Here is a 26,635-nt window from a genome sequence, read left to right as displayed (position 1 = left end):
TGAATTGACGAATTAACGGAGCATCTATGCCCCTGACCCAAACGGCAGAAAAGCGCATACCGACGGTGGAAGTTCTGGAACCGAGGGCCCGCGATAGCTGGACGCATACCCGCAACGGCGACCCGCGTGGTTACATCGATTCCGACAAGCTGAAAGAGCTCTGGATTCATACCGGCACCGCCTGCAACCTGGCCTGCCCCTTCTGTCTGGAGGGCTCGCATCCGGGTGACGGCCGTATTCCGGGTATGAAGTTGAGTGATGTGAAACCTTTCATTCATGAAGCGCTGGACATGGGCGTGGAGCAGTTCTCGTTCACCGGCGGCGAGCCGTTCGTGATACGGGATTTTGTCAACATCCTGAATTACGCCAGTCAGCACCGGCCCTGTTTTGTGCTGACCAACGCCACCGATCCCTTGTTGAAGCGCAAGCACCAGGTCACACCCTTGCTGGACAATCCCTTTCCGATCCATTGGCGGGTGAGCCTGGATTTCCCGGATCGCGCCCGACACGACGTGGATCGTGGCGAAGGAAGTTTCGATAAGGCGCTGGAAGGCATCCGCTGGCTGGTGGATCAGGGCTTTGAAGTCTCCATTGCGCGGCAGACTGATCAGAACGAGATCCCCGCGGAAGTGGAAGCGAAATTCCGCGACATCTTCCGCGAGTGGGGTATCCCGGAGACACTGGCCTTCACCGCGTTTCCTGATCTGGGCACGCCCGGCTCTGAAGACGGCAGCCCGGAGATTACCGAAGGCTGCATGGAGAAGTATCCGACCAGAGAATCGCGGTCGCATTTCATGTGTACCTACACGCGAATGCTGGTGAAACGGGATGACCAGGTGCGGGTTTATGCCTGCACGCTGGTGGACGACGATCCGCAGTATGACCTTGGCGGCACGTTGGCCGAGAGCATGGACGAGCGGATTATGTTGCGGCATCACCGGTGTTTTGCCTGTTATCGCTTTGGGGCGAGTTGTTCGGCGCCTTCCTAGTTTTGGTGGGGGCCTTGTAGGACTGGTTGCTGGGGGTTGGCGGCCTGGGGATGGGGGTTTATTTCCTTGGGAAAAAGAACTCGCTTCGCTCAGACACCTTTTTCCTGGCGGAAATAAACCCCCATCCCCAGACCGCGGTAAGCCAGTGCTATTCGTTGGTTGAAGACACACGGCAAAAGACAAAAGACTTAATGGCGTTTTGAAGGCGCCTGTATAGCCGGGGACGGCATAGGGAGAGGTTAAGCAAGGGGCGGTGGATTGGGTGTCAAAAAATGTGGCGCGCCAGGGAAGGCGCGCCTCAAGCCCCCATGGATGGGCTCGTAAGCGGTTTTTTGACACCCGATCCATCGACCCGGAACTCCCAAGCTAGCAGTAACCAAGCAAACCCCGGAACAAAAAAGAAGAGGAAACCAAAACAATGAATTTCACGGAAGCCTCCCTGTTCTGGGGATTCCTGGTGGTCTACGGCGTGGTGATGTACCTGCTGTCGCCCAAGAGCAAGAACGCCAACTCGTTCTACAAAGGTGCGGATGATCAGGGCAACCCGGTAGGTCAGTGGTCACTCACTGCCAGTATTTTTATAAGCTGGATCTTTGCCAAGTCGGTGACCAATGCGGCGAACCTGGGCGCTGCCTACGGCGTGACCGGTGGTCTGGCTTATGCCAGCTACTGGCTGTCGATTCCGGTGGCGGGGTACATCATCTACCTGATTCGCACGCAAACCGGCGCCAGAAGCCTGCAGGATTTTCTGACGTCGCGTTTTGGCCGGCTTGCCGGCCTGGCCTTTGCGGCGGCGATTCTGATTCGTCTGTACAACGAAGTCTGGAGTAACACCGCTGTGGTGGGTGGCTATTTCGGATTGCCGGGCGAGTGGGAATATTATTCTGCAGCAATGCTGTTCACCGTGTTTACGCTTGCCTATAGCCTGAAAGGCGGCTTGCGGTCGTCGATTTTCACCGATGTGATTCAGGCCGTGGTGTTTGTGTTCTTTGTGGGCGCTGTACTGTTTCTGATCGTGCCAGCGAACGACACCAGTGCATTGCTGAGCAATGGTGAATTCAGGCTCGATGCCGGATTTGACCTGTTACTGGTCGCCCTTTTGCAGATGTTCAGCTACCCCTTCCACGACCCTGTACTGACCGATCGTGGCTTTGTGAACAAAGAAAAAACCATGCTCAAGAGCTTTGTGGTGGCGGGTCTGCTCGGGTTCGTGGCGGTGTTCATCTTCAGTCTGGTGGGCGTGCATGCGCGCCTGAACGGCATTGAAGCCATGGGCAATGCGCCGGCGGCTGTCGGCCAGTCGCTGGGCCTGGCGGCACTGTTCTTTATGAGTGTGGTGATGATGACCTCCGCAGGATCCACGCTGGATTCGACGTTCAGCTCCCTTGCCAAGTCGTTGGCGGTGGATCTGCCGCAACTGGCCAAGCGTGCAAAAGACCGCCTGCCAAGTGTGCGTGTGGGCGCGATCATTATGATCGTATTTGCGCTGCTGGGTAATCTGCCGATGTTTGCGGGTACCGATATCCTCAAGGCCACCACCATCTCCGGCACGATGGTGATGGGTTTGGCGCCGGTGTTCCTGTTCTACGGATTTACCCGCTGGTCGCCCTGGAGTTTTCATCTCAGCTTTTGGACCGGCCTGGCTCTCGGGGTCTTGCTGGCCGCGGGCCTGATTCCGGCAAGCTGGGCCATTGGTGAAGGAAAGTACGCCATGCTGCTGGGGGTCAATGCCTACGGCTTCCTGATCTGTACAGCCGGTTTCTTTGTACCCTTGGTGATGCGGCGTGTGTCAGGGCGTTCGATGGCCGCAGGCGAAGCATAAACGCACACCTATTGAGAGACTCAAGATGTCTGAAGGCCGAAGTTGCCCACTGGCTTATCGCTACAATCCTGAAACACTCTGCTCGGAACCAGAGTCAGTGCATGCCGACGTGCTATACGTGATCGGCGGGCTCTACGGCAACCTCTGCGCACTGGATGAAATCGAGCGAATGGCGCAGGAGGAGGAAAGTCAGGGTCGCTCGGTGGCGTTGGTGTTCAATGGTGACTTCAACTGGTTTAACGCCAGTGACTCCCTTTTTCGCGAAGTGAACGAGCGGGTGCTGAAGCATCGGGTCAGCCTGGGTAATGTGGATTATGAGCTGGCGAACCCCAATGACGGCGCCGGATGCGGCTGCGCCTACCCCGATTTTGTGGATCAGGGGGTGGTCGAGCGTTCCAATTTGATGATGGAGCGTCTTCAGGAAGTGGCCAGTCGGCATCCGGATATCCAGTCCAGACTGACAGATTTGCCGAGATATCGCTGCTTGATATTTGGAGGCCTAAAGATTCTGGTGCTTCATGGCGACCCTGAGTCTCTGGCGGGTTGGGGGCTGGCCTACGAAGCCTTTGCGGAAGGGAATGCGTCAGAGCTGGATGACTGGTTCGGTCAATGCGATGCCGATGTCATAACCTGTACCCACACCTGCCTGCCAGTGCTGTGGTCGGGGCAGGCCGCTGGCAGGCCAAGGGCTGTGGCCAACAACGGGGCGTCGGGCATGGGTAATTTGCAATCTGACCCAGCTGGCCTGGTAACCAGGCTGGCGCTTGAGGCACCGGATCGCCCCATCATTGGCGCCATTGAGCATCTTGGCCTTCACATATCGTTGTTACCCGTGGCTTTCGACCTGCAGGCGTGGCTGACGATGTTTGATCAGCTTTGGCCCGCAGGATCGCCGGCTGCAATCTCCTACCGGAATCGACTGAGTTCCGGCACCTCCTTGAATTCGGCGGATGTTCGCTTTCCTCGCCAGTAAAACATCATCTTTTCTGGAAAACGGTACAGGCCGGTCTATTCTGATAATAGACACTGATACCGGAATGAGCGGACGTGGGCCTCACTTGATAAATATTTTGTGGTCTATATAATTCTCCCCTAACTTTTACAGCGATCCAATCACGACATGACCTCAGACAGCTCGAATACCACCGCCATCGTTTTACGCCCACCGGTCAAGGACGATGGCTATCGACTGCATCAGCTGGTGGCTGAGTGCCCACCGCTGGACCCCAATTCCATTTACTGCAACCTGCTGCAGTGCAGCCACTTTGCTGCAACTGGCGTTGCGGCTGAGAAAGACGGCGATCTGGTTGGTTTCATATCCGGTTATATCCCGCCCCAACAACCGGAGACTGTTTTTGTGTGGCAGGTGGCCGTTCATGCACGGGGTCGCGGTGCAGGTCTGGCCAAGAGAATGCTGAAAGACATTGTGGCCCGCGATGCCTGTCGCGATGTGACTCACATGGAGACCACCATTACCGAGGATAACGAAGCATCCTGGGCCTTGTTCCGATCTTTCGCCCGGGATATGGGGGCCGAACTGACCTACCACGAGCACTTTGAAAAAGAGGCTCATTTTGGTGGCCACCACGACTCCGAGTTTTTACTCCGGATCGGTCCGTTTACCAAACCGGCCTAAGCGTTACCCCGTATAGAAATGCTAAACTCAGCAGACAAAAACACGGTAAAACGGTGTTTTCGACTTCTGCAAAGATCAAAGATACTGATGGAAAGATTATGAGCAGCCAACAGCACACCGTGGAGAAAATCGGCGGCACCTCAATGAGTAACTACGAGGCGGTCCGCGATAACATCATCATCGGTGACCGTGAAAAAGACGATCTGTACCAGCGAATCTTTGTGGTCTCGGCTTACGGTGGCGTCACCGACGAACTTCTGGAGCACAAGAAAACCGGCGAACCCGGTGTTTATGCCCTGTTTGCCGATGCTGAATCCGATTGGGCCTGGGGCGATGACCTCACCAAGCTGGTCAAGTTCCTGACCGACAAGAACAGCGAACTGTTCCAGGATCCCATGTTGAAGCAGCAGGCAGACCAGTTCATTACCGACCGCATTGAAGGCGTTCGTGGTTGCCTGATTGACCTGCAGCGGCTTTGCTCCTACGGGCAGTTCCAGCTGGAAGAGCACCTGCTGACTGTCCGTGAAATGCTGGCCGGTATTGGTGAGGCACACAGTGCGTTCAACACAGCACTGAAACTCCAGCAGGAAGGCATCAACGCTCGTTTTGTGGATCTGACCGGTTGGCGAGATGCTGAACTTCTGCCACTGGATGAAAAGCTCAAGCAGGCTTTTGACGCGGTAGACCTTACCCGCGAACTCCCGATCGTGACTGGCTATGCCCAGTGTCAGGAAGGCCTGATGCGGACTTTCGATCGTGGTTACAGCGAAATGACCTTCAGCCGGGTGGCGGTGATTACGGACGCATGCGAAGCCATTATCCACAAGGAATACCACCTGAGTTCGGCAGATCCCAAGATCGTGGGCGCTGACAAGGTCGTGCCTCTGGGACGTACGAATTACGACGTTGCTGACCAACTGGCCAATCTCGGTATGGAGGCGATCCACCCCAAGGCCGGTAAAGGACTGCGGCAGAAAGAGGTGCCACTGCGCGTGATGAACACGTTTGAGCCGGAGCACACAGGCACCTTGATTACCGCCGACTACGTGAGTGAGAAGCCTCAGGTGGAAATCATCGCCGGCGCGAAGGGCATCTTTGCGATCGAAGTATTTGATCAGGATATGCAGGGCGAGCCTGGCTCTGACAGGCGCATCCTGGATGTACTGAGTCGCTACAAGGTGCGATTTGTGTCAAAGGATACCAATGCCAACACCATCACCCACTACGTGGACAGCACGCTGAAGCACGTCAAGCGAGTGGTGAAGATGTTGAAAGAGGAATTCCCCAACGCTGAGATCAACACTCGCAAGGTGGCACTGGTTTCAGCCATTGGCAGCGATATGAAAGTGCCTGGCATTCTCGCCCGCTCTGTAAAATCGCTGGCGGATGAAGATATCAGCATCCTGGCCATGCATCAGTGTATGCGTCAGGTGGATATGCAGTTCGTGGTAGATGAGGATGATTACGAGAAGGCCATCGTCGCACTTCACGGTGTTCTGATTGAGCCTCACAACCACGAGTACGCAATTGTAGCCGCCTGATAGAGGTCATTGACGGGGCCTATTCCGTTTAATCAATCCAGCTCAGTGACGATCACGTATCTCTTAAACACATACGTGATCGGAACCTGAGCTATGAGTGATATACAGAGCCTGGCGCCGTCTCCGACACATGCCCACGCCGGCGAATCCGAATCACTGGTTGGGCTGTACTTCAGGGATGCGTCCCGCTATCAACTGTTGACCGATGCGGCGGAAAAAAAGCTGTCACGTCGTCTCTCCTTCTGTTACCGGATAATCTCTGGTGAACTGGCTTTGCCCTCTGATACGCCGCAAACCTACCGTGAGGTAATCGGCAGTCTCGGGGATGCCTGTGCGTTCTCGACTCGTTGCCGTCGTGCCTATCACCTTGCGTCTGCAAGTCGCCGCATTCTGATTCAGAGCAATCTCAGGCTGGCCGTTCATATCGCTCGCCGGTATGCCAATCGCGGCATCCCGATGACCGACATTATTCAGGACGCCAACGTGGGGCTGATCAAGGCCGTTGAGCGTTTCGACCCCACGAAAGGCTTTCGTTTTTCTACCTATGCTTACTGGTGGATCAGCGAGGAAGTAAAACGCTGCATGAAGCGTGGTACTCGTCTGGTTCACACGCCAGAAAATGTGGTGGACGAAATTCGTCTGTTGCAGAAAGCGTCTCTGGCGCTTCATAAAACGCTGGGCCGAATGCCTTCTCAGTCAGAGCTTGCGGAGGAAATTGAAGTCTCGCCTTCGCGTGTCGGAGAGCTGCGTGCACTGGCTATTTCCGAATTGTCAGTGGATTCGCCGGTTTCCTCCGGGGCAGACATGACCCTTGGCGACAGCCTGAGTGCTTCGGATCATTCCGCTCCGGATCACGATATGGCGGATCGTGATCGTAAAAGAACGTTGGCGGCATTGTTGTCAGAGCTGAATGAACGGGAAAAGGACGTTTTATCACGTCGTTTCGGTATTGGTCTGCCAGAACCGGAAACCCTTCAGGTTATTTCTGACGATCTGGGAATCAGCCGGGAACGAGTGCGCCAGATTGAAAAGGGCGCGCTCCGAAAACTGCAGGAACGCTATGGTGATTTAGAAGAAGCTATGGAGTGATAACGACCGGACAATAAGTGGGCTTCAGTTGTAAAAAACGACAAAGCCCGCTGCCAGTTGGCACAACAGAACAACCATCGTTAAGCCCATCCTGAGTTGCAGGTACCAATGCGGCCAATAGTCGCGCATCCAGCGTGCATCGACAATGTAGAGTCCCAGGTAGGCCAATGAATAGACAATGGCTTGTCCGGTAACAGGAAGGAGAAGACCCAGACCGGCCGTCAGGAAAAACACCTGGCTAAGCAACATCGTGACCAGCGGTGACAGAGGATAACAACGATTGTCCAGTTGCATGGCGAGTGGCCAGTAAATGCCGGCCATGAAGGCGAGGATGCCAGCACTGTAAAGATAGAAATAGTGCAACACCAGATCGTTGTTCTGGGGCATCACGAAAAAGGAAATGATGGCCGTTATAAATGGGATGAGGCCACCGATGCCGACGAGAATCGCCAGTCTGGCGACAGCAATCATGTATTCTGCCCCTGCACCCTGATCCGCATGGGTTCTATTTCCGACGGTTGCATACCGACCATTTCATGATAAGCAGAAGGGTGAACCACATCTGTCGCTGTAATTCGGATTGCACCCAGCGTGTCCTGCACTTGCCAGCTACTGCGAAACAGGCATGTTTTGCCGTCGGAATCGGACAGAAGAAAGTAGTCGCCGCCGATGAGGAGCCGCGCCATATACTGCTGACCCTCGAGAGATAAAATCTCCAGAAGATCAATGGTGAGGTCCGATGTTCGCTTGAGCTCGTCTAGGGTAATTCGCACAATCAACTCCCGGAAAGTGTGCAGCCTCAGGAGTTACGACCGATGGATTGCCAAGGATCAGTCGGCGATGGAATTAATTTGCCAAAGCCTGGCATGCGGCGTGGCGGGGGCAATCCACAAGGTGATCGTTCACCATACCCGTCGCCTGCATAAAGGCGTAGACGATGGTCGGCCCGACAAAATTGAAACCGGCCTTTTTCAGGGCGCGGGACATGGCTTCGGCTTCCGGTGTGTAAACCGGGACTTCCTCAAACACTTTCCAGTGGTTCTGCACGGGCTGCCCGCCCACGAATGACCACAGAAATTGACTGAACGATGTGCCGTCAGACGTTAACTGCAGGAAGCTGCGCGCATTTCGGATGATGGAATTCACTTTCAGTCGATTGCGGATAATTCCTGGATTCTGTAACAGCGACTCGATTTTATCTTCGTCGTAGCGGGCGATTTTATGCGGATCGAATTGATCATAAGCCTCTCGGTAGGAGGCCTGTTTTTTCAGAATGGTGATCCAGCTCAGTCCGGCCTGCTGGCCGTCCAGACATAGCTTTTCAAATAATGCCAGCTCGTCGTATTCCGGCACGCCCCAGACGTTGTCATGGTATTCCACGTAAATTGGGTCGTCTCCGCACCAGGGACACCGTTGTTCCTTCATTCTTCCCCCTCTGGCCTGTTAAGGGTTGCTGTAAGTCTGACAGTGAATGGGAGTGTGAAAGTACCATTCAACTGCGATCTGGCGATCATCAGCGCCGTCGTCGAAAGTATCGGAGAACTCTGGCAGCGCAATCCGATGGCCGTTTGGCGGTTGGTCACCCTGATACACGACGGCGACCAGATGTTCGCCACAATGGCCAAGAGAGGCTTGCCAGGCCTCACCCGGTCGGTCACCGGTCAGAGAGAAATTCCGGCCAACGCTCAAAGTCTGCAGGTTGTCGGCAATTCCCCGCCCGGTTGCCTTCAACCAGGCTTCTTTCAATGTCCAGACCTTCAGAAAGGCCTGATCATCGTTGGCTTCCAACAACCAGGTATGCTCTGTGGGTGCAAACCAGCGGGCGCTGACTTTCCGCCAGCGAGGGCGCCGCGTCAGTGGCTCCAGATCCAGCCCGATCGCACTGCCACCGTAAATTGCGCAACCGGCCAGCCCCTGGCTGTGGCTGATGGACAGTTGCCAACCGGGCGGTTGGGAGGACGCTCTGACTTTTCCAGGCGCCGGGCAACACCGCTCGGCGGGTTGGCCGGAAGCTTCGGCCAGTGCCCGACGGACAAGCCAGCGGCTGGCCAGGAATTCCCTGCCAGACTGATGGTTCAACCTGCACAGTTTCTGGCTTTCCTCTTCCGTCAGCCAGAAAGGCGCAAACGCCGGCTCGAAAGTACTGGCACAAAGCCAGACAGCCGGTGCTGATTCAGGGCTGGAGGCGTTCAATGGTCCACCCGTCGCCGTCGCGGACATACTCAAACCGATCGTGAAGCCGGCTTGGCCGACCCTGCCAGAACTCGATGCGTTCGGGAATCACGCGGTAGCCGCCCCAAAAATCGGGCAGTGGTACCTCGCCCTTGCTGAATTTGCGTTTCATTTCAGCCACCTTCTGCTCCAGCAAGCCACGCGAGGTGATCGCTTTGCTTTGCTCGGATACCCAGGCACCAATCTGGCTGCCCCGCGGTCGGGAAGCGAAATATCTGAGGGATTCGGTTTTGCTGACTTTCTCCACGGCGCCCTGAATTTTCACCTGTCGGTTCAGGTCCAACCAGGGAAACAGAAGAGCCGCCCGCGGGTTGTCCGCCATTTCCGCGGCTTTGCGGCTGCCGTAGTTGGTGTAGAACACGAAGCCGCTATCGTCGAAGTATTTGAGCAAAACCGTCCGAACATCCGGCAGGCCATCCTTACCGGCCGTCGCGAGTGACATCGCGTTTGGTTCAAGCAGACCGCCACGGCGGGCGTCTTCGAACCAGCGCTCAAACTGGCGGACGGGGTTGTTGTCCAGTGATTCCCGGTTCAGCCCGTTACTTTCGAAATCACGCCGCATATCGCCGATGTCCAAAGCTATTGTCCTTTTCGTCAATCAATGCAGGTAAGAGTCTGTGTCAGGGTATCCAGTTCAAGGAATATTGTCAGTCTTTCCTTTCAGCGCCCTGCGGTTACAAAAGATTGCATTTCTCTGTGCAACCTCCGGCGACATATCCACGTATTTGCTCAGTAACTTGATCAGACAAGCTTCTTATTCAGACACAAACTGACGGCGGAGATCCTAACATGCTGGAAAATTACGACCTTTCTCTGGTGGCTGCATCTTATGTAGTTGCCGTTTTTGCGGCATACACCGCTCTGTACTTCGGGGCCAGGTTAACCGATGCGTCGGGTAACGAAAGAACGATATGGTTGGGGGTTGGCGCCCTGGCGATGGGCACCGGCGTGTGGACCATGCACTTCGTAGGTATGCGTGCCAGCCCGATGATGGCGGAAATGACCTACGGTGCAGGGCTGACCGCAATTTCATGGGTCGCTGCCTTGATTGCATCCGGCATTGCGCTCCACCTGATTGGTCGTGACGAACTCAAGATGCGGACGCTGTTGATTGCCAGCGTTGCGATGGGCGCAGGCATTGTGGCCATGCATTATTTGGGCATGTACGCGATGAATATGTCGCTTCCGCCTGTGTTTGATGTGGTTTGGCTATCGATTTCCGTTTTGATCGCGCTGGGGGCGTCTGGTGCTGCCCTGGCGATCTGCCGTTGGGTCCGGCAGGAGCAAGGAAGCAAAGCTGTAGTCCTTCAGTTTGTGTCGGCGCTGGTTATGGCCGCAGCGATCTGTGGCATGCATTACACCGGTATGCTTGGCATGTTCTATTCAGAGGCTGCGTCACCTGCGGCAGATAATCTGTTACACGGTGACTATCTGGGTCTGCCACTGGCGGTCCTTTGCATCACCTTGTTGTCAGTCGCGATTTTCGTGACCGGTATGGATATCAACAGCCGGCGAATCGCGAGGATTCAGCAGGAAGAGGAAGCCAAATGGGTGACTTCGGCTGCATTCCAGGATGCCAGTACCGGTCTGGCCAACCGTTCAGGCCTGGAACAGCAGGTGCTTGAAGCAATCGCATCGGAAACCGGCCCGGATTCATTCGCGCTCATCTATCTCGACATTGCCAATTATCGGGAAATGTCGGTCAGTCAGGGCGCGAAGACGGTCGAGAAGACGGTCTGCTTTATCGCCGACAAGATCAAGGACTGCCTGAGCGAGGGGGTCTTGCTATCGCGTTACTCCAATAGCTCTTTCATGGTTCTGGTGCCGACCCCCCAAAATGATGATCACCAGTTTATGTTCAGGCGCCTGAGACAGCTGGAAAATCTCGAGACAGGCGGTGGTCAACCTGTATTGTGGCGCGCAGGTCAGTCCCTTTATCCGGATTCCGGGCATTCCAGCCGCCGGCTGATTCGTGCGGCCATGGTCAACCAGTCGCTGTCCGTGGTTGGTTCCTTTGACAATCTGGCTCAGGATCCGAACCTGATTCGCACAGGTTCTTGATCAGCACGGCTGACAAACCTGTCCTCTGCGGACTATCCTGTATTTCATAACAAAGGCTCCAGATGGAGCCTTTTCTTTATTTGTGGCAGGGAGCATCCGGTTTTGGTCCGCAAGCTTTCAATTGGTGTTGTCATTCTGGTCGCGCTTTACGCGCTGGCTGGTTTTGTGGTTTTGCCTTGGTGGCTGGAACGCACGATTCCTGAACGGCTGGCCCAGCACATGGGCTGGGAAGGCTCGGTCGAAGACGTCAAGGTAAACCCCTTTGCCATGAGCATTGAGGCGCTGGGCCTGACGGCCCGCGATGGCGACGGAGAACCGGTATTGAGTTTCGACCGGTTATACGTGAATCTGGGCGTTTTGCGGTTGGCAACCGGCGTGATTGCTCTGCAGGATCTGGAGCTGGCGTCGCCTTTTGCCCGTCTCGATTTGCGAGACGATTACAGCGTCAACTTCGCCCGTGACTGGCAGGCTAATAACCCGGCGACGGATGAAGTTCCCGAAGCCGAGCCAGGTTCCGAAGCAGCTGAGCCATCCAAGTTGGTTCTCGATCGCATCCGGATTATTGGCGGCGAAGTTCTGTTCCGGGACTTCAGTCGTCCCGACGCGGAAGAATTTCAGATCGCGCCGCTGGATCTTGCGCTGAATGATCTGGCCACCTGGCCCCGGGAAGGCAGCCAGAGTGACTATTCCCTGCAGGCAGCCATTGGCAATCAAACCGTCGAGTGGGACGGCAATCTGACCATAGCGCCCTTCGCCTCTGACGGTTATCTCCGCATTTCAGACATCAGTTACACCACGCTGGCCCATTTCCTGGGGCCATTTCTGCCTTATTCACTCCGTGACGGCAATCTGAGTGTCAGCTCCAGCTATGAAATGCGCTCGGGTGAACAGTTCGCACTGTCGACCTCGGATGGTGAGGTCACCATGACAGGTCTGGCGCTGGCAGAAACAGCGGACAGTGAAACCGATCTACTGAAAGTCGCCCGTGTCCACCTGCCCGCGGTGATGTTTGATCTGATCGGCCGCGAGCTTTCCGTCGGGCGGGTTGCGCTGGACGATTTCCAGATGGAGCTTGAGCGGGATCCACAGGGCTCGCTGAATGTTGTTCGGCCTCTGGGCACGGCGGAGCCAGCGGATACCGAGGGAGCGGACACGACTGATGATGGCGCGCCCGACCCCACTCAACAGTCACCTTTTCGATGGTCAGTGGCGGGTGTGGAGCTGAAGAATGGCTCCGTTAACTGGTTGGACAATCAGCCGTCGACTTCCGCCAATCTGAGCCTTCAACAGCTCAACCTGACGCTAGGCCGCCTGTCTGATCAGCTTGCCGAGCCAGTAGACTATGAAGCGGACATGAGGTTGGCAAACGGCGGGAGGATGTCATTCAGGGGGCAAACCACTCCGCAGCCCTTCACGCTCGAGGCAGGCATCAGCCTGAACGATTTGAACCTGGCACAAATCGATCCTTACCTGGGAGACATAACCAACCTCACACTCCGTGACGGGCTGCTGACCGTGGACGGAAATCTGAATCTCGATAATCAGGAATCGCCCCTGACCGGGACATTCAGCGGCACGGCTCAGGTAGCTTCCCTGGATCTGGGAATGACCGATTCCGGCGGCCCGCTGTTGGCCTGGCGGAACATGAGACTGGAGCCGCTGGAATACAATATTGCCCCAGCTCGGCTGGAAATTGGCACCCTCACCCTGTCAAACCCCAACATTAATGTGGTTCGCGAGCAGAGTGGCCAGCACAATTTCGCCCGTATCCTTCCGGAGTCGGCATCCAACGCGGATGTGACCGAGCCGACCCAAGTCGAGGTACAGACGGAGGAAGGGCTGATTTTCCGAATTGGTCAGATTTTGCTGGAAGACGGGGAAGTGTCCTATGCTAATCGCACTCTGAATCCGGTTTTTTCAACTCGGCTCGACCGTCTGAACGGCTCTGTTTCCGGTTTGAGCAACGTGTCGCCTCAGCAAGGAAAGGTGGCCATTCAAGGTCGAGTGGGCGACGTTGCCAGCCTTAAATTTGATGGCTCCATTGGCACGTTGGGCACGGAAGACGTAAGCGACCTGAAACTGATCGTTGACGACATCTCCTTACCTGCTCTGTCGCCTTACCTGGGCCAGTACCTGGGCTACGCCATCGAAAGCGGCAAACTGGATCTGGACCTCAACTACAAACTGGCTGGCTCCAGGATCGACGCGGACAACCACATTTTGCTGGACCGCATGGAGCTTGGCGACACGGTAGACAGTGAACAGGCAGTCAATGCGCCGGTGAAGCTGGGCTTGGCGCTGTTGAGAGATACCAGAGGTCTGATAGACATCGACCTGCCGATTGAAGGTGATCTGGACGACCCCCAGTTTCGGATCGGTCCGGTGGTGATGAGAACGTTTGTAAACCTGATCGCAAAAGCCGCCACATCGCCTTTCAGTATGCTGGGGTCTCTGGCGGAAATGACCGGCCTGACCGGAGAAGAGCTCGGGTATGTCAGTTTCCAGCCAGGCAGGGCGAAGCTGGCACCGGGAGACCTTGAAAAGCTGGAGGTGCTGTCTGACGCACTGGCTGAGCGACCCTCGTTGCTGTTGAAGGTGCGTGGAGCAGTATCACCAGAGACTGATGGCGGTTTCCTGCGCAGGCAGGCTTTGGCCGAGCAGCTCTCCATCAGTGAACTGCCGTCGGCCGCAGACCGAATTGCCCGTCTTGAAAGCCGCTACCAGGCTGCCGGGTTCGAGCAATCCCTGGCGGCGTATCGTGAAGAAGTCGCGGGTTCTGCAAATATGGAACCTGACGAACAGGCCTGGGAAGCAGCGTTGGTGAACCGTCTGCTATCGACGGTTGAGCTCAGGCCCGAGAGATTGGCAGACCTCGCCCGCGAGCGAGGCGTTGTCCTCAGCACGACATTGCAGGAAGAGTTTGACGTGTCGGATGACCAGTTGTTCCTCTTGGAGCCCCTGCAGGACGCAGAACAGGATGAAGCCGGTCAGGTCAAAGTCAATTTCGAGTTGGAGGCGCGCTGACTCAGGGGGACCTGACCATTCCCGTGGGCAGCTGAAGGCCATGCTGGCGAACCATTTCCTGGTAGCGGCCGCTTTCGATCAATGGCTTTAGCAGGCGTTCGATTTGCTGTACGTCGACTGGCCCTGAATGCCGGGTAATCACGTTCAATTCGTAGGACTGGTCGACTTTGTCTGATACCAGAAAAAGGTTCTGTTTATTCGGATGTTCGTCGAGATATTGGTTCAGGAACGAGCGGCTGACCACGGCGACCTCTGCGACGGAAGGGCGGTCCGCCTCGATCAGATAGAGATTCCGGATATGGCTGTGCGAGAGCTCGATGTCGAAATTTTTACGCAGTTTCTCGCTGTCGGTCTCCCAGCCTGCAAAGCCATAATGATAGCCCGCAATCGCCACGATCCGGCGTTTTCGGATGTTGTCGAAAAAAGACTGGTCCCGGTCGTCCTTGTTCAGGGCTACATAGACTTCGTCGTCGCGCAGAATGGGGTAAGAGATCTCGATGGCTTCGCTTCCCCAGCTCCATGTCGGGTGTTCGAAAAACATCACATCGAACAGACCCGTTCTGAAATCCAGTTGGCGGCGCATGGGGGAGGTATGCACCACCTGAAAGTCCAGCCCTTCATGGGTTTTCTCAAGTTCGCCAAGCAGATCGCCCAGAAGCCCTTTGGCCTGGTGCTTCTTTCTTACCATGGCAATCGGTGGAAAGTCGTAAACACCGACTTTCAAAGGGCTGGCGATGAGTTCGCCGTGTGAAGACGCAAATGCAGGCTGGGTGCAGATGAAAGCCAGATAGATAGAAAGGGCGAGTGGCCGTTTCAGGACAGTAATCATTGATTCTCCGAACTGCGCATTCAAGAATTGAACGCGCGTTCATTCTAGCACCCCTGGGATGGCCCTGATAGGCCATATATTGAACAATTGTTAAATAGGAGTGGCCACTTATGAGTCGTTCGCTGAGCCATTTTTTTGCCTATGTGTCGCGCTTGCGATGGATCAAACGCTGGGGGCTGATGCGCAATGCCATTGAAGAAAATGTGGCAACTCACAGTTGGGAAGTCGCTACCCTGGCCCATGCACTGGCTATGATCCGCAATCGCCATTTTGGCGGCCAGGTAAACGTTGACCGTATCGCTACGGCCGCCCTGTATCACGACGCCACCGAAGTCATTACCGGCGACATGCCGACCCCGGTGAAATATCACTCCAGAGTCATGCGCGAGGCCTTTGGTGATATCGAGCACAAGGCGGAAGCCGAACTCCTTGCGCTTTTGCCAGAAGAGCTTCAGGCAGATTTCGCGCCTTACATTAAGGAATCCGGCTGGTCAGCAGAAGAGAAAGAACTGATCAAGGCAGCCGACAGGTTGTCAGCGCTGCTGAAATGTCAGGCCGAGATTCAGGCAGGGAATAAGGAATTCGAACCGGCTGCGGGCCACATTCGCCAGAAGTTGGAATCCGATGGGCTGCCCGAGGTGCGGTATTTTCTGGACGTGTTTGCCCCGAGCTACCAGCAGCCGCTGGACAACCTGCTCGGTTAACAGATTGAGGGCCGCTGGCGCCTGGGAAAACCGTCAGTCAGTGCCTGATCCGGCGACAAATCCGCCCCGGAAAGCCTCTTTGTTTAGGCTTTTGCGCACCAGATCATCCGGGCTGCCAGCCAGTTCCCTGAACATGCCCATCGAGCCAAGCAACGCAGAGGATTCGTAAGGAACAAATACCCGCTCGCCCTCTTTGGCCATGTTGGGCAGCACCTTGATGTAGCTCTGGCCCAACAGGTAGCCGATAACCGTCTGCTTGTTCTCTTCCGATTCGCCCATGGCACTGAGCACCAGACGGATGGATTCCTGTTCGCCCTGGGCCCGCAGAATTGCAGATTCTTTATCACCCTGGGCATTCAGAATGGCGGATTCCCGCTCGCCCTGGGCCATGGCAATGGCCGCGGATTTCTCACCTTCAGCCTCGGTCACCGTGGCACGCCGCTTACGCTCGGCGGCCATCTGAAGGCGCATGGCTTCTTCGACTTCTTCCGGCATGCTGATGTCCTGAACCTCAACGCGGGTCAGCTTGACGCCCCATTTGGACGCCGCTTCTTCCATTTCGGCCTGGATGGCATTGTTGACCTCGCTGCGGGATTCGAACAGTTTGTCCAGCTCCATCTTACCGACTACCGAACGCAGGGTGGTCTTGGCCAGCACTTCCACCGCCTGGCTCATGTTCGCGACTTCGTAAACGGCGCGACGAGGATCAATAATCTGGTAGTAGAGAGCACCGTTGATTTTCACGGTCACGTTGTCGGTAGTCACCACCGGTTGTCCCGGGAAATCCATGACCGTTTCGCGGCGGTCAATGCGGGTTTCATCGCTGCTGGTGGGATGGTAGTCCTCCCCAATACGTACGTAGCGGATCATAGTGATGGGCCGTGGGCGGTCGATGAACGGCACGATGATGTTCACACCGCTTTCAAGCACCCGATTAAAAGACCCCAGCCGTTCAATGACCATGACCTCGGACTGGCGAACAATCACCAGGCCCTTGGCGATGATAAAAATGCCGATAACAACAAATATAAGGCTGAGTACCAGCCCGGGCGACAAAAGACTTTCCATGTTTACTGCTCCTTTTTTCGGTCCAGACGAACGACAGCGGTAGTGCCGTCGAAGTGTTCAAAAATGACTCGGGTGTCGGCAGGTAATTCAGTCTCGCCCGTGGGGCTGACCCGAAGACGATAGAAATCGCCATTGACCTTGATGCCAGTGGCGCCGTCGAAATCCCGTTTGAGGGTGCTGTAAGCGGTGCCTCGTTCGACCCCGGTGCCAGTGGTACCGTAGTCCACGCCTTTGGGCGAAAACCGTGGCCGTATCCACAGAATGGCAACCGGCACCAGAATGCCGGAAAACAGCCCCATACCCGCCAGCTGCCACTCCAGAGCAACACCGATTGACGCCAGAATGGCCGTCAGCGCAGCGGCAACACCCAGGGCCAGTAGTACCAGCACGCCGGAAGTCAGTTCTGCCAAGCTGAGAACCAGGGCCAGAATCAGCCAGAGATGAGTCAAACTCCATTCCATAGAAGGTATTCCACATGTGGGTAAGTTGGTCAGGGACCGGCATTGTACCTCGGGGATTTGTGGTGGTCACCGACAGTGGCTCAGGTGCCAGAACCAGTGCTCATAAATTGCCATAGGTTCCGGCCAGACAGCTGCTAAAGTAACTTCAGTTCAAACACCCGAATGATTCAACACAACAAGAGGTCATCCAACATGAAGGATCTGAACAACAGGGTTGCTGTGATTACCGGTGCGGGCTCTGGCATTGGACGTGCGCTTGCGGTAGCCCTGGCTGGAAAGGGTTGTCGACTGGCGCTGTCTGACGTTAACGAAATGGGCCTGGCGGAAACGGCGGCTGCCTGCAAAGAGACCGAGGTACGCACCTACATTCTGGACGTGGCCGATCGCGATGCCATCTATGCGCATGCCGATCAGGTAGCCAATGACTTCGGCGCGGTGAACCTTGTGATCAACAACGCCGGTGTGGCGCTGAATGCCTCGGTTCGTGAAATGACAGACGAAGACTTCAATTGGGTCATGGACATTGATTTCTGGGGCGTTGCCAATGGCACCCGCGCTTTCCTGCCTCATCTGATTGCGTCTGGTGATGGCCATGTGGTCAATATTTCCAGCGTCTTTGGTCTGATCGGTGTGCCCAAGCAAAGTGCCTACAATGCGGCAAAGTTCGCAGTTCGAGGCTTTACCGAGGCATTGCGTCAGGAAATGAAACTGGAAGAACAACCGGTGGCCGTAAGCTGCGTGCACCCGGGCGGCATCCGTACCAATATCGCCAATTCTGCCCGCACGGGCGCGTCGGACAACGCTGCGGCCCTTCGCGCAGGTTTTGACAAACTGGCCATGACAACACCGGAAAAAGCGGCAACCACAATCATTAAAGGGATTCTTCGTGACGAGTCACGGATACTGGTCGGCCCGGATGCCTGGGGCATTGATGCCTTGAACAGAATGCTGGGGTCGTCTTATCAAACGCTTGTGCAGCGGTTCTCCAAAAACAATCTGTACATCTGAATCGCGAGCTGCCGAGGATACAGGCCTGTCTCGCCGGGGCCGTGTTGCCGGTCTGATGCGGGCCTTGTATATTGCTGTAACGGGGGCGGCCACAATCGCCTCGCGTTTCGGAAGCACACCCTATGGATATACCCCAGGAGACGGATCTTGACGTCTCTATTGAGCAGAGTCGCTCGGGCCTGAGAGAGGGGCACCGCCGTTCTCTGATGCGCACTCTGTTTCTGGTCACCGCCTGCGCACTGGTGGTGTTCGGGACGCTTCAGGTTCTGAATAACAATGGCTGGTTTGCATTGTTCGAATTTCTGGCAGCGGGGTTGTTGTTCTGGGGCCGTGGCCGCATCCAGTCGACGCCCAACCTCCATCGCTGGATATACTCTTATCTGGTCTCCGGTTTCTTTTTTGCGCTTGTGATTCTGGTCCTTCCGGACGTGTCCATCACCGCATTCGTGTGGATTCTGATGATTCCGGTGCTGGCTTATCTACTTCTGGGCAGGGCTGAGGGCCTCCGATTGAGCCTGCCGTTCCTCATTGGGGGCTGTGTGATCTACGCCCTGTCGTTGGGCAGCTTCGACAGTGCCATGGCGCTGATCGACCTGCTGAACCTTGTGCTGTGTGCGGTTCTGATGCTCTGTTTCGTGCATATCTACGAAACCCGCCGTGAAGAAGCAGAGCGCAAGCTATTCAGTGTGGCACAGACCGATTACCTGACCGGCCTGGCGAACCGGGCCAGTTTCCAGAGTGTGCTGACCCGTAACGTCGCCGAATGTCACCGAAGTGGCGGCGGGTTTGCACTGGTGATTATGGACGTCGACCATTTCAAGCTGGTCAATGACACCATGGGGCACGATGCCGGTGATCGGGCTCTGGTGCAGATCGGTCAACTTCTGACGGAGCGGTTGCGAAACACGGATTTTGTAGGCCGACTGGGCGGTGAGGAATTTGGCATTATCCTGAGAGACGTCAAGCCTGATCATTCCTATGAATTGATGGAAGAGCTTCGTCAAAGAATTGCTGATACCCCGGTAGCATACGGCGAGGCGACCATCCGGTTAACAGCGTCTTTCGGTATTGCTCATTTTCCTGACCATGCCCAGAGCGCGGATACACTCTACCGAGTGGCTGATCGCTGCCTGTACGCCGGCAAGCGGGCAGGCCGTAATACCGTGGCCAGGGCGGGTGTGTCAGTCGTCGGCCTTTGATTGTGAGCTAGTTCCGCTTTTACCCTCGGTACTAAACCTTTTGGCCGATGGCCACCCACGCTAACGGTCTTAGCATAGATCCATCAGGATTCATCAGGATTTACCAAATGGGCGCAACCAATCTCTCCGTCATACTTGATCAACGGTCTCCTGGCATTGAAACCGGGTATCAAGACGTCACCTCTGAGCAATGTGATCCTCGGGTGTCAGAGCAGTTCCTGCGAGCATTTGGTCGCCAGTCCAGCAGCTATTTTTCTCTCCAGCCAGATTGCCATCACTACCTTGACCCGTGTCTGGGATACGTTCCTTACGTGCCTGTCTATCAGTTCGGACAACGTATCAATGTGGTTCCGACCCGGCCGGTGGTGGCGGATCAGCACCTGCCTGCCCTGTTGAAATCCTTTGAAAATGAGGTGCCCGGGCAGGCTCTGTTCGTGGGTGTGGATGGTGCCACCGCGCAACGTCTGACTCGCCGTGGCTACGATGCCACCATGATGGGGACAGAGTTTTCGGTTGATCTGGCCGACTTTTCGGTTCGCGGACGCGCGATGAAGCAGCTTCGGCACGCAAGAAATCTTCATCGCCGCCTGCCGGTCCAGGTTGATGAATTACCTTCCAGGGCGGTCAATCGGCATGAAGTCGAGGCCATTTCTGAAGCCTGGCGCCAACGAAAGGCCGTCAAACAAAGAGAGTTGGGTCTTTTAACCCGGCCGCCTGTACTCGAGGATGAATGGGGCGTTCGCAAGTTCTACGCATTTATGGATCAAAAACTGTGCGGATATGTCTTTTTCGATCCCTATTATGACAATGGCAGGCTTCAGGGGTATTGCGCCAACATATTACGGGCCTCGCCAGAGGCCAATCGACTTGGGGTTCTGGATCACATTGTACTCAGAGCCATTGAGCAGTTTCGCCATGAGGGCGTGGCCGAAGTGTCTTTGGGTATTGCGCCTCTCCATGGGCTCCGACCGTTTCCGGGAGATCGCCCTGGCCTGAGGTGGGCGCAGCAGGGATTTTATCGTTTCGGCAACCGCCTATACGCCTTTCAGCCCCTGGCCTATCACAAATCCCGGTATCGCGGGCGGGAAACTCCGTGGTTCCTGTGTGCCCGGAACACCAGCAGCCTTCGAGTTATTACCACTTTGCTAAAGGGAACAGGACTGATTGCGGCGTCATGAGCCGAATTCCTGAATCCGGGTCTCAGAACGAACCCGCGATTGTGGCTGACCAGACGGACGATCGTTATTCTGACCATCATCACTCGTGGATGATGTGTCCCATGGTTGCAGCAACAAAACTGACCCGGCCTCGGCTGCCCAGCCGGTTGATCGAAGAAGAGTCCCGCCTTCAGTTACTCGACCGTTCCGCTGCGGTTCCCTTTACTCTGGTATCGGCGCCGGCCGGGTTTGGAAAGACCACACTGGTTACACAATGGCTGGATGCGCGCAAATCGGTTCACGCCTGGCTGACGATCGATGCCCGGGACGATTCTCCTCACCTCTTCTGGCGCTCGATCAGTGCTGCTCTGGCACGCGTGGATTCGTCATTGGGGTTGCGGGAAAGCACTCTGCTGGCAGCTCTGGAGCCCGGAGCCGCCGTAGATCCGGTGGCCCTTCTGATTAACCGTTTGATGGAGTACGCCCGAACCTGGCAGGCGACCCAGCGGCTGTTTCTGGTGCTGGATGATTTTCACCAGATCCGACACGTGGCGTTACTGGAACAATTCCGGCGGTTTATTGATTATGCGCCCGGGCTGCTCCGAGTTATCTGCATTTCCCGGACAGACCCACCCATTCGTATCGCCCAGTTGCTGGCCAGAGACCAGATTTTGAAGCTGGGTGCTGATCAGTTGTGTTTTGATCTGGAGCTGACGCGTCGTTTTCTCACTCTGCGCCGGAAGGAAGCCAGTCAAAGTGACATTACCAGGCTGCATGCTCGCACCGGTGGATGGCCGGCAGCCCTGCAGCTATCTGCCCTGTCGCCAAACCTGAATGACGTGGTCGGCGATGAACAACCCAGCTCGGAAATGCTGGCGGCGTACTTGTTGGAAGAAGTGTTTGGTCAGCTGGAGACTCCTCTTCAGCAGTTTCTGCTGGATGTGAGCCTCTTGCCGGTGTTTTCCGAATCCCTGGCGAATCAGGCGCTGGATCAGGAAAATGCGGGCCGGCACATCGCGGAAATGCGACGGCATAATCTGCTGTTGCAGCGTTACGGCTCAGGCCAGGGTTGGTATAGGCTGCACGATCTGCTGGCAGACTGGTTAAGGCCACAGGTTCAGGATGTCCAGCGCAGGCGACGAATCCGAATGGCCGCGGCAAACGCATTTGAAAAGCTCGGGCTGATCAACGAAGCCCTGGATTTGCTAATAGCGGAAGAATGTTACGACGAAGCCGAGGCCCTCATCCCAGCTTTGTTGCAAACAGAGGACCTGGCCGGACATCAGGGATTGGCGGAGCAATTTCCTTCGGAGATACGCCAACGCTCTGCGCCCCTGTTGGTGTTACAGGCCTTGTTCAGCTTTCTGGATGGACGATTTGACCAAACCATGGCCTATGGCGAGAAAGCCGAAGTGATCTTGTCAGACCAGGTGGGTGAAATACCGGACGATCTTCGTTTCATTGCATTGTTGTTGCGTTATCCCTCGGCCCGATTCACTGGCCAGCAGTTGATTGCCGAAACGTCCATTCAGGAATTGTCCGCGAGACTGGATTCCAGTAACAGTAGCCTCCGGAACTGGGGGCTATACACCCTGGGGCTGGACGCCTTTATGGATGCGGACCTGGAACTGGCTTATGACATCCTGAGCCGTGCAATGGCAGGCGCGTTCAGCGTCGGAGATCTCAATTGCGTACTGCGTTGCCTGGCAGTACTGCTTCCGGTGCTGGTTCATCAGGGGCGGATCCTGGAAGCGGTGCGATGTTTCAACAGGACGGGCGAGAAACTGGCTTCTTTGCCTGCTGTACGCGATCAGGAAGCCATGCTGTCCTACCTTGACGGGCTGCTTGCATTGGAACAGAACCAGTTGGACAGAGCCAGATCAAGCCTGGAAGAAGCGTCCAGGCTTGCGCCCGAACGAATGAACCTGCTGGATCGAATGTACCTCGCCTTCGAATGCTTCCGGGCAGGCATGGTGGCGAGCGACGAAGCTGTCTGGCGTTCGAGCCTGGATGACATCGTTGAGCTGCATCACATGATGGGTGGCGGTGACTGGACCTACAACATACCAGAACCCTCCGCGCTTCTGGCACTGGCGCGGATCGGCCAGGGTGATTGGTCAGGGTTGATCGCCTGGAGTAATCGCGCCGACGATTCCATCGACCCGAAGGGAAAGAGCAGCTTTTCGTGCCTGCACGATCGGCTATTGGTGCTAGCTGGCCGCATGCTGATGGGCGCTGCGGTGGATGGCGAATTGGAACAACTGGCGCTGGACGCCGGAAAAGGCAGCAACGGTATGCTGTTGTGTCGCGTTCGGGTTATGCAGGTGCTGATTCTGATTTACCGGGATGACGATTGGGCGTCAGCGACCCGCTTACTGGCAAGTACCCTTGATCACTATGTGCCTACGGGCGTTGTCCGGCCGTTCCTGGATGCTGATCCCAGGCTGGTCGAAGTTCTCGAGAAGTGTGTTCACAGTGGCCAGGCAAGCAACTCAGCGAAATACATACTGACCCAATTTGCCGGCAGTGATTCTCAGGTTGGTTCGGTCAGCGAGCCAGCCCTTCAAGAGCACGACAGCGCCAGCGAACCACTGCCAGAGCCGCTGAGCCAGCGTGAACGGCATGTTCTGCGTCTGCTTTCGGAAGGACTGAGCAATAAAGTGATGAGCCAGCACCTGGGAATAACGGTCGCGACGGTAAAGTCTCATCTGAGTAATATCTACGGCAAGCTGGACGCCTGCAATCGGGGGCGGGCTGTGGCCCGCGCCCGGTCGCTTGGGATTCTGGAATGAATGCGTCTGACCGTTTTACTGCAGTGTCCGACGATTGCCGTTTCGATACTCTGGCGCGATGTACTCCTGAATGTCGGCTTTGAAACGAGCGATCAGATCGCTATTGTCGTGGTCCCATGGGTGGAAGCCGGGTTTAAAATATTCCAGCCAGTTCGGGATCAGGCTCGAGAAAGTGCCTTTTGGCCCCCACATCTGCCACAGGCCTGTGACCGCTCCTTTCAGTGAGAAACCCTTGCGATCATTCAGCATCATGCGTGTGGTGAAATAGCTGGCCATCACGCCCAGCGCCGCCGTGCTGAACATCAGATAGAAACTGCGTTCGATGTAGGTTCCGCCGGCTTGCCGGAATACGTCGTAAGCCACCGATTTGTGCTCGGTTTCTTCAATGGCATGCCAGACCCACAACGGGCGCATGGATTCGTGCATATCCTCCCGCACATCGTCACGGGCCAATAGCATGTCTGCCATCATTGCCGTCAGGTGTTCCAGCGCACAGGTGATGGCCAGCTGGTGCCGCTCGGGCAGTTTCTGGGCAATGCCCAACACCACTTCCAGATGCTTTTCAAGCTCGTCCACTGGCATGCCGCGGTCTTTCACATGCTGATTCATGGCCAGATGTTCCAGGGAATGCATGGCTTCCTGTCCGATGAATCCTCGAACCTCTTCCTTCAGACGCTTGTCGGTAATGATGCTGCGGAAATTGCGCACCGAATCGACAAAAAACTGCTCACCTTGCGGGAAAAGCACCGACAGCGCGTTCATGGTGTGGCTGATCAGATAGTTTTCAGCAACCCAGTAGCGCGGCACGTTATCGCCGAACTCAAAGCCCATGCGTTGGGGCTTGATGTCGACGTTCTCAGGCGTGCGCGCGGCCGGGGTTGGCGTCGCTGTGCTTTTGGATGTCTGCATGGTGTTCTCCTCAGCGCTTTTGCGCAGTGGCTGTTGTCATGACTCCAGTCTGGGGGAGTAAAGCGAGCCAGAGAATGCGAAAAGGGGACGAGGGTCGTGGAGTTGGGGCCACCGACAGGGCTGATTGACTGCAATGACGGCCCACAATGCCGCCTCCAGCCACAGTAGAGGGGTATAGCGTGTCTGATAGCATCAAGTCAGTGATGCCAACAATACAAATAAACTCGCCCAAGAAGGATGCTGGATGACCAACGCAGGACCGGACAAAGAACGGCAGATGCTGGGGCTCTTTCTGGTACCTGGCGTTTATCTGCGCGTCCTGGCGAATGTGGTTCGGCAACTGGGCCATAACGAGCGTTCGTTGTATGACGGCATGAGCTTCACGCCGGCAGACCTAAAATCCAATGACAGCCGCATTTTTGTGACGGATGCGATCGTCATGACAGAGCGGGCCCTGGCGCTGGCAGGCAAGGAAGGACTGAGCTTTTTGCTGGCCCGGGAGCTGCGGGTCACGATCCACGGCACGCTGGGTTTCGCGGCCCTGACAAGCCCAACGCTTGAAGGCGCGCTGGATTCGGTTCGCCGTTATATGCAGCTGCGCGTGCCCTTCCTGACCATGAATCTGACCGACACGGGCGACCAGATTCTGGTGCGATTGGTCAGCGAGTTCGATATGCCCGGCCACTACGATTTTCTGGCTGAAACCGTCTCGGCCACTCTGATTATGCTGACAGAACAACTGATTGATCGTGAGGATGCGGCCGAGAAGGGTTACCAATTGCATCACGGCAAGCTGCCGGGCGTAAAAGTCCAGTTGAGCGCACCTGAGCCGGATTACTATCGGTCTTTTTCGCCCCACTTGCCGGTGCGATTCGAATATGGCCAGGAACACGAGGCATTGGTATTCCCCAAAGGCCTGCTGAAAGCCCGCATGCGCCTGGCGGACGCGGATGCTTCCCAGATGGCACGGGAACAGTGCGAGTACGAGTTACAGAAAGCTCTGAAAGATCAAGGCGATATTGCTTTTGCGGTGCGTAACGTGTTGCACATGACTCCCGGCCCTCTGCCCTCCCTGGAGGCCATGGCGGAGCGTTTCTGCGTGTCCTCCCGTACCCTAAAACGGCGGCTGGCGGAAAAGGACACCACCTATCGGGAAATCGTCGAGGCTGTTTTGAAAGACCGGGCGATTCAGTTGTTGCGGTACACCAACCAATCGGTCAGTGAGATTGCGTTTGAGCTGGGTTATGCGGATCTGTCCAACTTCAGCCGGGCCTTCCGGAAGTGGACCGGCAAGTCGGCGGGCGAGTTTCGCGAGGGTGGTCCGGATCCGGCGCCTGAGGTGGGGCCTTAGTCCATTGGTGCCAGGGCGCGAGGAGGGGGAGTCTTTTTTTGGTCAAAATGAACTCGCTTCGCTCAGACACCATTCTTGCCCAAAAAAAGACTCCCCCTCCCCACGCCCGGAAACATCGGGTGAAAACGCCCCATCGTCTGTCAATTTGGTAATGACCGCATGCTTTATCCCAGCGGACTATGCCCCCATAGTCTGACGGACGTGGGGGTGGTTTTCTTTTATCGCCGGGAACAAAGGTGTCTGAGCGCAGCGAGTTCTTTTTCCCAAGAGAAAAGAAAACCACCCCCGCGTCCAGCCCCCAGACAACGCAGGCTGGGGCCAGAGCAACCAGCATCACAGGAGCCAAAACCATGGCAAACCACCAGGACACCCACAGCAAACTCATAGGCTACCTGCTCTGGATCTTCGGCTTTCTGGGTTCCCACCGGTTCTATTACGGCAAGCCCATCACCGGCACCATCTGGTTTTTCACGCTCGGTTTGCTGTTCATCGGCTGGATTATTGACCTGTTCCTGATCCCATCGATGGATCGTGAAGCCGATATCCGGTTCGAGTCGGGCGAAGTCAGTTACAACGTCAGCTGGATCGTACTGACGTTCTTTGGCGTGCTGGGCATTCACCGCATGTACATGGGCAAGTGGCTCACAGGAATTCTGTACCTGTTGACCGGCGGCCTGTTTCTGGTGGGTGTGCTTTACGATTTCTGGACATTGAACGAGCAAATATCCACCCGCAACCGAGAGATCGCGGGCGGACTTTGATT

24 protein-coding genes are annotated in these 26,635 nt (G+C 56.0%); 15 read left to right on the top strand and 9 right to left on the bottom strand.

Annotation, left to right across the window (positions count from 1 at the left end; all coding sequences use genetic code 11):
- Positions 1-26 precede the first annotated feature (26 nt).
- From QLQ17_RS00410 to QLQ17_RS00385, 6 genes are all read left to right on the top strand, one after another.
- A complete protein-coding gene (locus tag QLQ17_RS00410; RefSeq protein WP_283207567.1) occupies positions 27-989 on the top strand; it encodes a radical SAM protein in 963 nt (320 codons plus the stop codon).
- A gap of 418 nt (positions 990-1,407) precedes the next feature.
- Positions 1,408-2,811 carry a sodium:solute symporter family transporter gene (locus tag QLQ17_RS00405; protein ID WP_283207566.1) on the top strand — a complete coding sequence of 468 codons (1,404 nt, stop codon included), beginning with the start codon at positions 1,408-1,410 and terminating at the stop codon, positions 2,809-2,811.
- 25 nt (positions 2,812-2,836) lie between these two features.
- Positions 2,837-3,784: a hypothetical protein gene (locus tag QLQ17_RS00400; RefSeq protein ID WP_283207565.1), complete on the top strand. Its 948-nt coding sequence runs from the start codon at positions 2,837-2,839 to the stop codon at positions 3,782-3,784.
- Between the two features lie 147 nt (positions 3,785-3,931).
- Positions 3,932-4,447 (top strand): diaminobutyrate acetyltransferase, encoded by a 516-nt coding sequence (gene ectA / locus QLQ17_RS00395; protein WP_283207564.1) that lies wholly within the window; start codon positions 3,932-3,934, stop codon positions 4,445-4,447.
- Positions 4,448-4,545: 98 nt separating this feature from the next.
- On the top strand, positions 4,546-5,988 hold the full coding sequence (locus tag QLQ17_RS00390; RefSeq protein ID WP_283207563.1) for an aspartate kinase: 1,443 nt from the start codon (positions 4,546-4,548) through the stop codon (positions 5,986-5,988).
- 93 nt (positions 5,989-6,081) lie between these two features.
- The gene (locus tag QLQ17_RS00385; protein WP_283207562.1) at positions 6,082-7,077 is read left to right on the top strand and encodes a sigma-70 family RNA polymerase sigma factor; all 996 of its coding nucleotides are present in this window, start codon (positions 6,082-6,084) and stop codon (positions 7,075-7,077) included.
- 24 nt (positions 7,078-7,101) lie between these two features.
- Here the strand turns inward: QLQ17_RS00385 and QLQ17_RS00380 are convergent, their stop codons facing one another.
- From QLQ17_RS00380 to pdxH, 5 genes are all read right to left on the bottom strand, one after another.
- Positions 7,102-7,548: a DUF3429 domain-containing protein gene (locus QLQ17_RS00380; protein WP_283207561.1), complete on the bottom strand. Its 447-nt coding sequence runs from the start codon at positions 7,546-7,548 to the stop codon at positions 7,102-7,104.
- The gene (locus tag QLQ17_RS00375) at positions 7,545-7,850 is read right to left on the bottom strand and encodes a DUF6482 family protein (RefSeq protein ID WP_283207560.1); all 306 of its coding nucleotides are present in this window, start codon (positions 7,848-7,850) and stop codon (positions 7,545-7,547) included. Before QLQ17_RS00375 ends, QLQ17_RS00380 begins: the two co-directional genes overlap by 4 nt.
- Before the next feature lie 73 nt (positions 7,851-7,923).
- A complete protein-coding gene (locus QLQ17_RS00370; protein WP_283207559.1) occupies positions 7,924-8,502 on the bottom strand; it encodes a DNA-3-methyladenine glycosylase I in 579 nt (192 codons plus the stop codon).
- An 18-nt stretch (positions 8,503-8,520) separates the two neighbouring features.
- Positions 8,521-9,297: a 4'-phosphopantetheinyl transferase family protein gene (locus QLQ17_RS00365; RefSeq protein WP_283207558.1), complete on the bottom strand. Its 777-nt coding sequence runs from the start codon at positions 9,295-9,297 to the stop codon at positions 8,521-8,523.
- Positions 9,251-9,886, bottom strand: coding sequence for a pyridoxamine 5'-phosphate oxidase (gene pdxH, locus QLQ17_RS00360; RefSeq protein WP_283207557.1), 636 nt, complete (start codon positions 9,884-9,886; stop codon positions 9,251-9,253). Before pdxH ends, QLQ17_RS00365 begins: the two co-directional genes overlap by 47 nt.
- Before the next feature lie 212 nt (positions 9,887-10,098).
- Here pdxH and QLQ17_RS00355 point away from each other — a divergent pair, with 212 nt between their 5' ends.
- Positions 10,099-11,370 (top strand): MHYT domain-containing protein, encoded by a 1,272-nt coding sequence (locus QLQ17_RS00355; RefSeq protein ID WP_283207556.1) that lies wholly within the window; start codon positions 10,099-10,101, stop codon positions 11,368-11,370.
- A 102-nt stretch (positions 11,371-11,472) separates the two neighbouring features.
- Positions 11,473-14,394: a DUF748 domain-containing protein gene (locus tag QLQ17_RS00350; protein ID WP_283207555.1), complete on the top strand. Its 2,922-nt coding sequence runs from the start codon at positions 11,473-11,475 to the stop codon at positions 14,392-14,394.
- 1 nt (position 14,395) lies between these two features.
- Here the strand turns inward: QLQ17_RS00350 and QLQ17_RS00345 are convergent, their stop codons facing one another.
- Positions 14,396-15,223 carry a transporter substrate-binding domain-containing protein gene (locus QLQ17_RS00345; protein ID WP_283207554.1) on the bottom strand — a complete coding sequence of 276 codons (828 nt, stop codon included), beginning with the start codon at positions 15,221-15,223 and terminating at the stop codon, positions 14,396-14,398.
- 110 nt (positions 15,224-15,333) lie between these two features.
- On the opposite strand from QLQ17_RS00345, the gene yfbR reads away from it, so the two are divergent.
- Positions 15,334-15,927, top strand: a complete 594-nt coding sequence (yfbR, locus tag QLQ17_RS00340; RefSeq protein ID WP_283207553.1) for a 5'-deoxynucleotidase — start codon at positions 15,334-15,336, stop codon at positions 15,925-15,927.
- Between the two features lie 33 nt (positions 15,928-15,960).
- Here yfbR and QLQ17_RS00335 read toward each other — a convergent pair whose 3' ends face one another.
- Positions 15,961-16,995: an SPFH domain-containing protein gene (locus tag QLQ17_RS00335; RefSeq protein ID WP_283207552.1), complete on the bottom strand. Its 1,035-nt coding sequence runs from the start codon at positions 16,993-16,995 to the stop codon at positions 15,961-15,963.
- Positions 16,996-16,997: 2 nt separating this feature from the next.
- On the bottom strand, positions 16,998-17,456 hold the full coding sequence (locus QLQ17_RS00330) for an NfeD family protein (RefSeq protein WP_283207551.1): 459 nt from the start codon (positions 17,454-17,456) through the stop codon (positions 16,998-17,000).
- A gap of 192 nt (positions 17,457-17,648) precedes the next feature.
- Between QLQ17_RS00330 and QLQ17_RS00325 the strand changes: the two genes are divergently transcribed.
- The 4 genes from QLQ17_RS00325 to QLQ17_RS00310 all read left to right on the top strand — a co-directional run bounded on the left by QLQ17_RS00325 (position 17,649) and on the right by QLQ17_RS00310 (position 23,612).
- Positions 17,649-18,464 carry an SDR family NAD(P)-dependent oxidoreductase gene (locus QLQ17_RS00325; protein ID WP_283207550.1) on the top strand — a complete coding sequence of 272 codons (816 nt, stop codon included), beginning with the start codon at positions 17,649-17,651 and terminating at the stop codon, positions 18,462-18,464.
- Positions 18,465-18,586: 122 nt separating this feature from the next.
- Entirely contained in the window at positions 18,587-19,663 is a 1,077-nt protein-coding gene (locus QLQ17_RS00320; RefSeq protein ID WP_283207549.1) for a GGDEF domain-containing protein, read from the top strand.
- Between the two features lie 107 nt (positions 19,664-19,770).
- Positions 19,771-20,841, top strand: a complete 1,071-nt coding sequence (locus QLQ17_RS00315; protein WP_283207548.1) for a DUF2156 domain-containing protein — start codon at positions 19,771-19,773, stop codon at positions 20,839-20,841.
- A complete protein-coding gene (locus QLQ17_RS00310; RefSeq protein WP_283207547.1) occupies positions 20,838-23,612 on the top strand; it encodes a winged helix-turn-helix domain-containing protein in 2,775 nt (924 codons plus the stop codon). The genes QLQ17_RS00315 and QLQ17_RS00310 overlap by 4 nt, the downstream gene beginning before the upstream one ends.
- Before the next feature lie 15 nt (positions 23,613-23,627).
- Here the strand turns inward: QLQ17_RS00310 and QLQ17_RS00305 are convergent, their stop codons facing one another.
- The gene (locus QLQ17_RS00305; RefSeq protein WP_283207546.1) at positions 23,628-24,521 is read right to left on the bottom strand and encodes a metal-dependent hydrolase; all 894 of its coding nucleotides are present in this window, start codon (positions 24,519-24,521) and stop codon (positions 23,628-23,630) included.
- 244 nt (positions 24,522-24,765) lie between these two features.
- Between QLQ17_RS00305 and QLQ17_RS00300 the strand changes: the two genes are divergently transcribed.
- Both QLQ17_RS00300 and QLQ17_RS00295 read left to right on the top strand, forming a co-directional pair.
- Complete coding sequence (locus tag QLQ17_RS00300) at positions 24,766-25,872, top strand: helix-turn-helix domain-containing protein (protein WP_283207545.1); 1,107 nt, start codon at positions 24,766-24,768, stop codon at positions 25,870-25,872.
- Between the two features lie 350 nt (positions 25,873-26,222).
- Positions 26,223-26,633 (top strand): NINE protein, encoded by a 411-nt coding sequence (locus QLQ17_RS00295; protein ID WP_283207544.1) that lies wholly within the window; start codon positions 26,223-26,225, stop codon positions 26,631-26,633.
- Positions 26,634-26,635 lie beyond the last annotated feature (2 nt).

This window comes from Marinobacter sp. CHS3-4, assembly GCF_030053415.1.
In the GTDB taxonomy this organism is placed as follows: Bacteria; Pseudomonadota; Gammaproteobacteria; order Pseudomonadales; family Oleiphilaceae; genus Marinobacter.
This window is presented reverse-complemented; position numbering and strand designations above follow the sequence as displayed.

Coding starts and splice junctions, on each gene's coding strand:
- QLQ17_RS00410 (WP_283207567.1), top strand. CDS start 27: ATGCCCCTGACCCAAACGGCAGAAAAGCGCATACCGACGGTGGAAGTT.
- QLQ17_RS00405 (WP_283207566.1), top strand. CDS start 1,408: ATGAATTTCACGGAAGCCTCCCTGTTCTGGGGATTCCTGGTGGTCTAC.
- QLQ17_RS00400 (WP_283207565.1), top strand. CDS start 2,837: ATGTCTGAAGGCCGAAGTTGCCCACTGGCTTATCGCTACAATCCTGAA.
- ectA (WP_283207564.1), top strand. CDS start 3,932: ATGACCTCAGACAGCTCGAATACCACCGCCATCGTTTTACGCCCACCG.
- QLQ17_RS00390 (WP_283207563.1), top strand. CDS start 4,546: ATGAGCAGCCAACAGCACACCGTGGAGAAAATCGGCGGCACCTCAATG.
- QLQ17_RS00385 (WP_283207562.1), top strand. CDS start 6,082: ATGAGTGATATACAGAGCCTGGCGCCGTCTCCGACACATGCCCACGCC.
- QLQ17_RS00380 (WP_283207561.1), bottom strand. CDS start 7,548: ATGATTGCTGTCGCCAGACTGGCGATTCTCGTCGGCATCGGTGGCCTC.
- QLQ17_RS00370 (WP_283207559.1), bottom strand. CDS start 8,502: ATGAAGGAACAACGGTGTCCCTGGTGCGGAGACGACCCAATTTACGTG.
- QLQ17_RS00365 (WP_283207558.1), bottom strand. CDS start 9,297: ATGTCCGCGACGGCGACGGGTGGACCATTGAACGCCTCCAGCCCTGAA.
- QLQ17_RS00355 (WP_283207556.1), top strand. CDS start 10,099: ATGCTGGAAAATTACGACCTTTCTCTGGTGGCTGCATCTTATGTAGTT.
- QLQ17_RS00345 (WP_283207554.1), bottom strand. CDS start 15,223: ATGATTACTGTCCTGAAACGGCCACTCGCCCTTTCTATCTATCTGGCT.
- yfbR (WP_283207553.1), top strand. CDS start 15,334: ATGAGTCGTTCGCTGAGCCATTTTTTTGCCTATGTGTCGCGCTTGCGA.
- QLQ17_RS00335 (WP_283207552.1), bottom strand. CDS start 16,995: ATGGAAAGTCTTTTGTCGCCCGGGCTGGTACTCAGCCTTATATTTGTT.
- QLQ17_RS00330 (WP_283207551.1), bottom strand. CDS start 17,456: ATGGAATGGAGTTTGACTCATCTCTGGCTGATTCTGGCCCTGGTTCTC.
- QLQ17_RS00325 (WP_283207550.1), top strand. CDS start 17,649: ATGAAGGATCTGAACAACAGGGTTGCTGTGATTACCGGTGCGGGCTCT.
- QLQ17_RS00320 (WP_283207549.1), top strand. CDS start 18,587: ATGGATATACCCCAGGAGACGGATCTTGACGTCTCTATTGAGCAGAGT.
- QLQ17_RS00315 (WP_283207548.1), top strand. CDS start 19,771: ATGGGCGCAACCAATCTCTCCGTCATACTTGATCAACGGTCTCCTGGC.
- QLQ17_RS00310 (WP_283207547.1), top strand. CDS start 20,838: ATGAGCCGAATTCCTGAATCCGGGTCTCAGAACGAACCCGCGATTGTG.
- QLQ17_RS00305 (WP_283207546.1), bottom strand. CDS start 24,521: ATGCAGACATCCAAAAGCACAGCGACGCCAACCCCGGCCGCGCGCACG.
- QLQ17_RS00300 (WP_283207545.1), top strand. CDS start 24,766: ATGACCAACGCAGGACCGGACAAAGAACGGCAGATGCTGGGGCTCTTT.
- QLQ17_RS00295 (WP_283207544.1), top strand. CDS start 26,223: ATGGCAAACCACCAGGACACCCACAGCAAACTCATAGGCTACCTGCTC.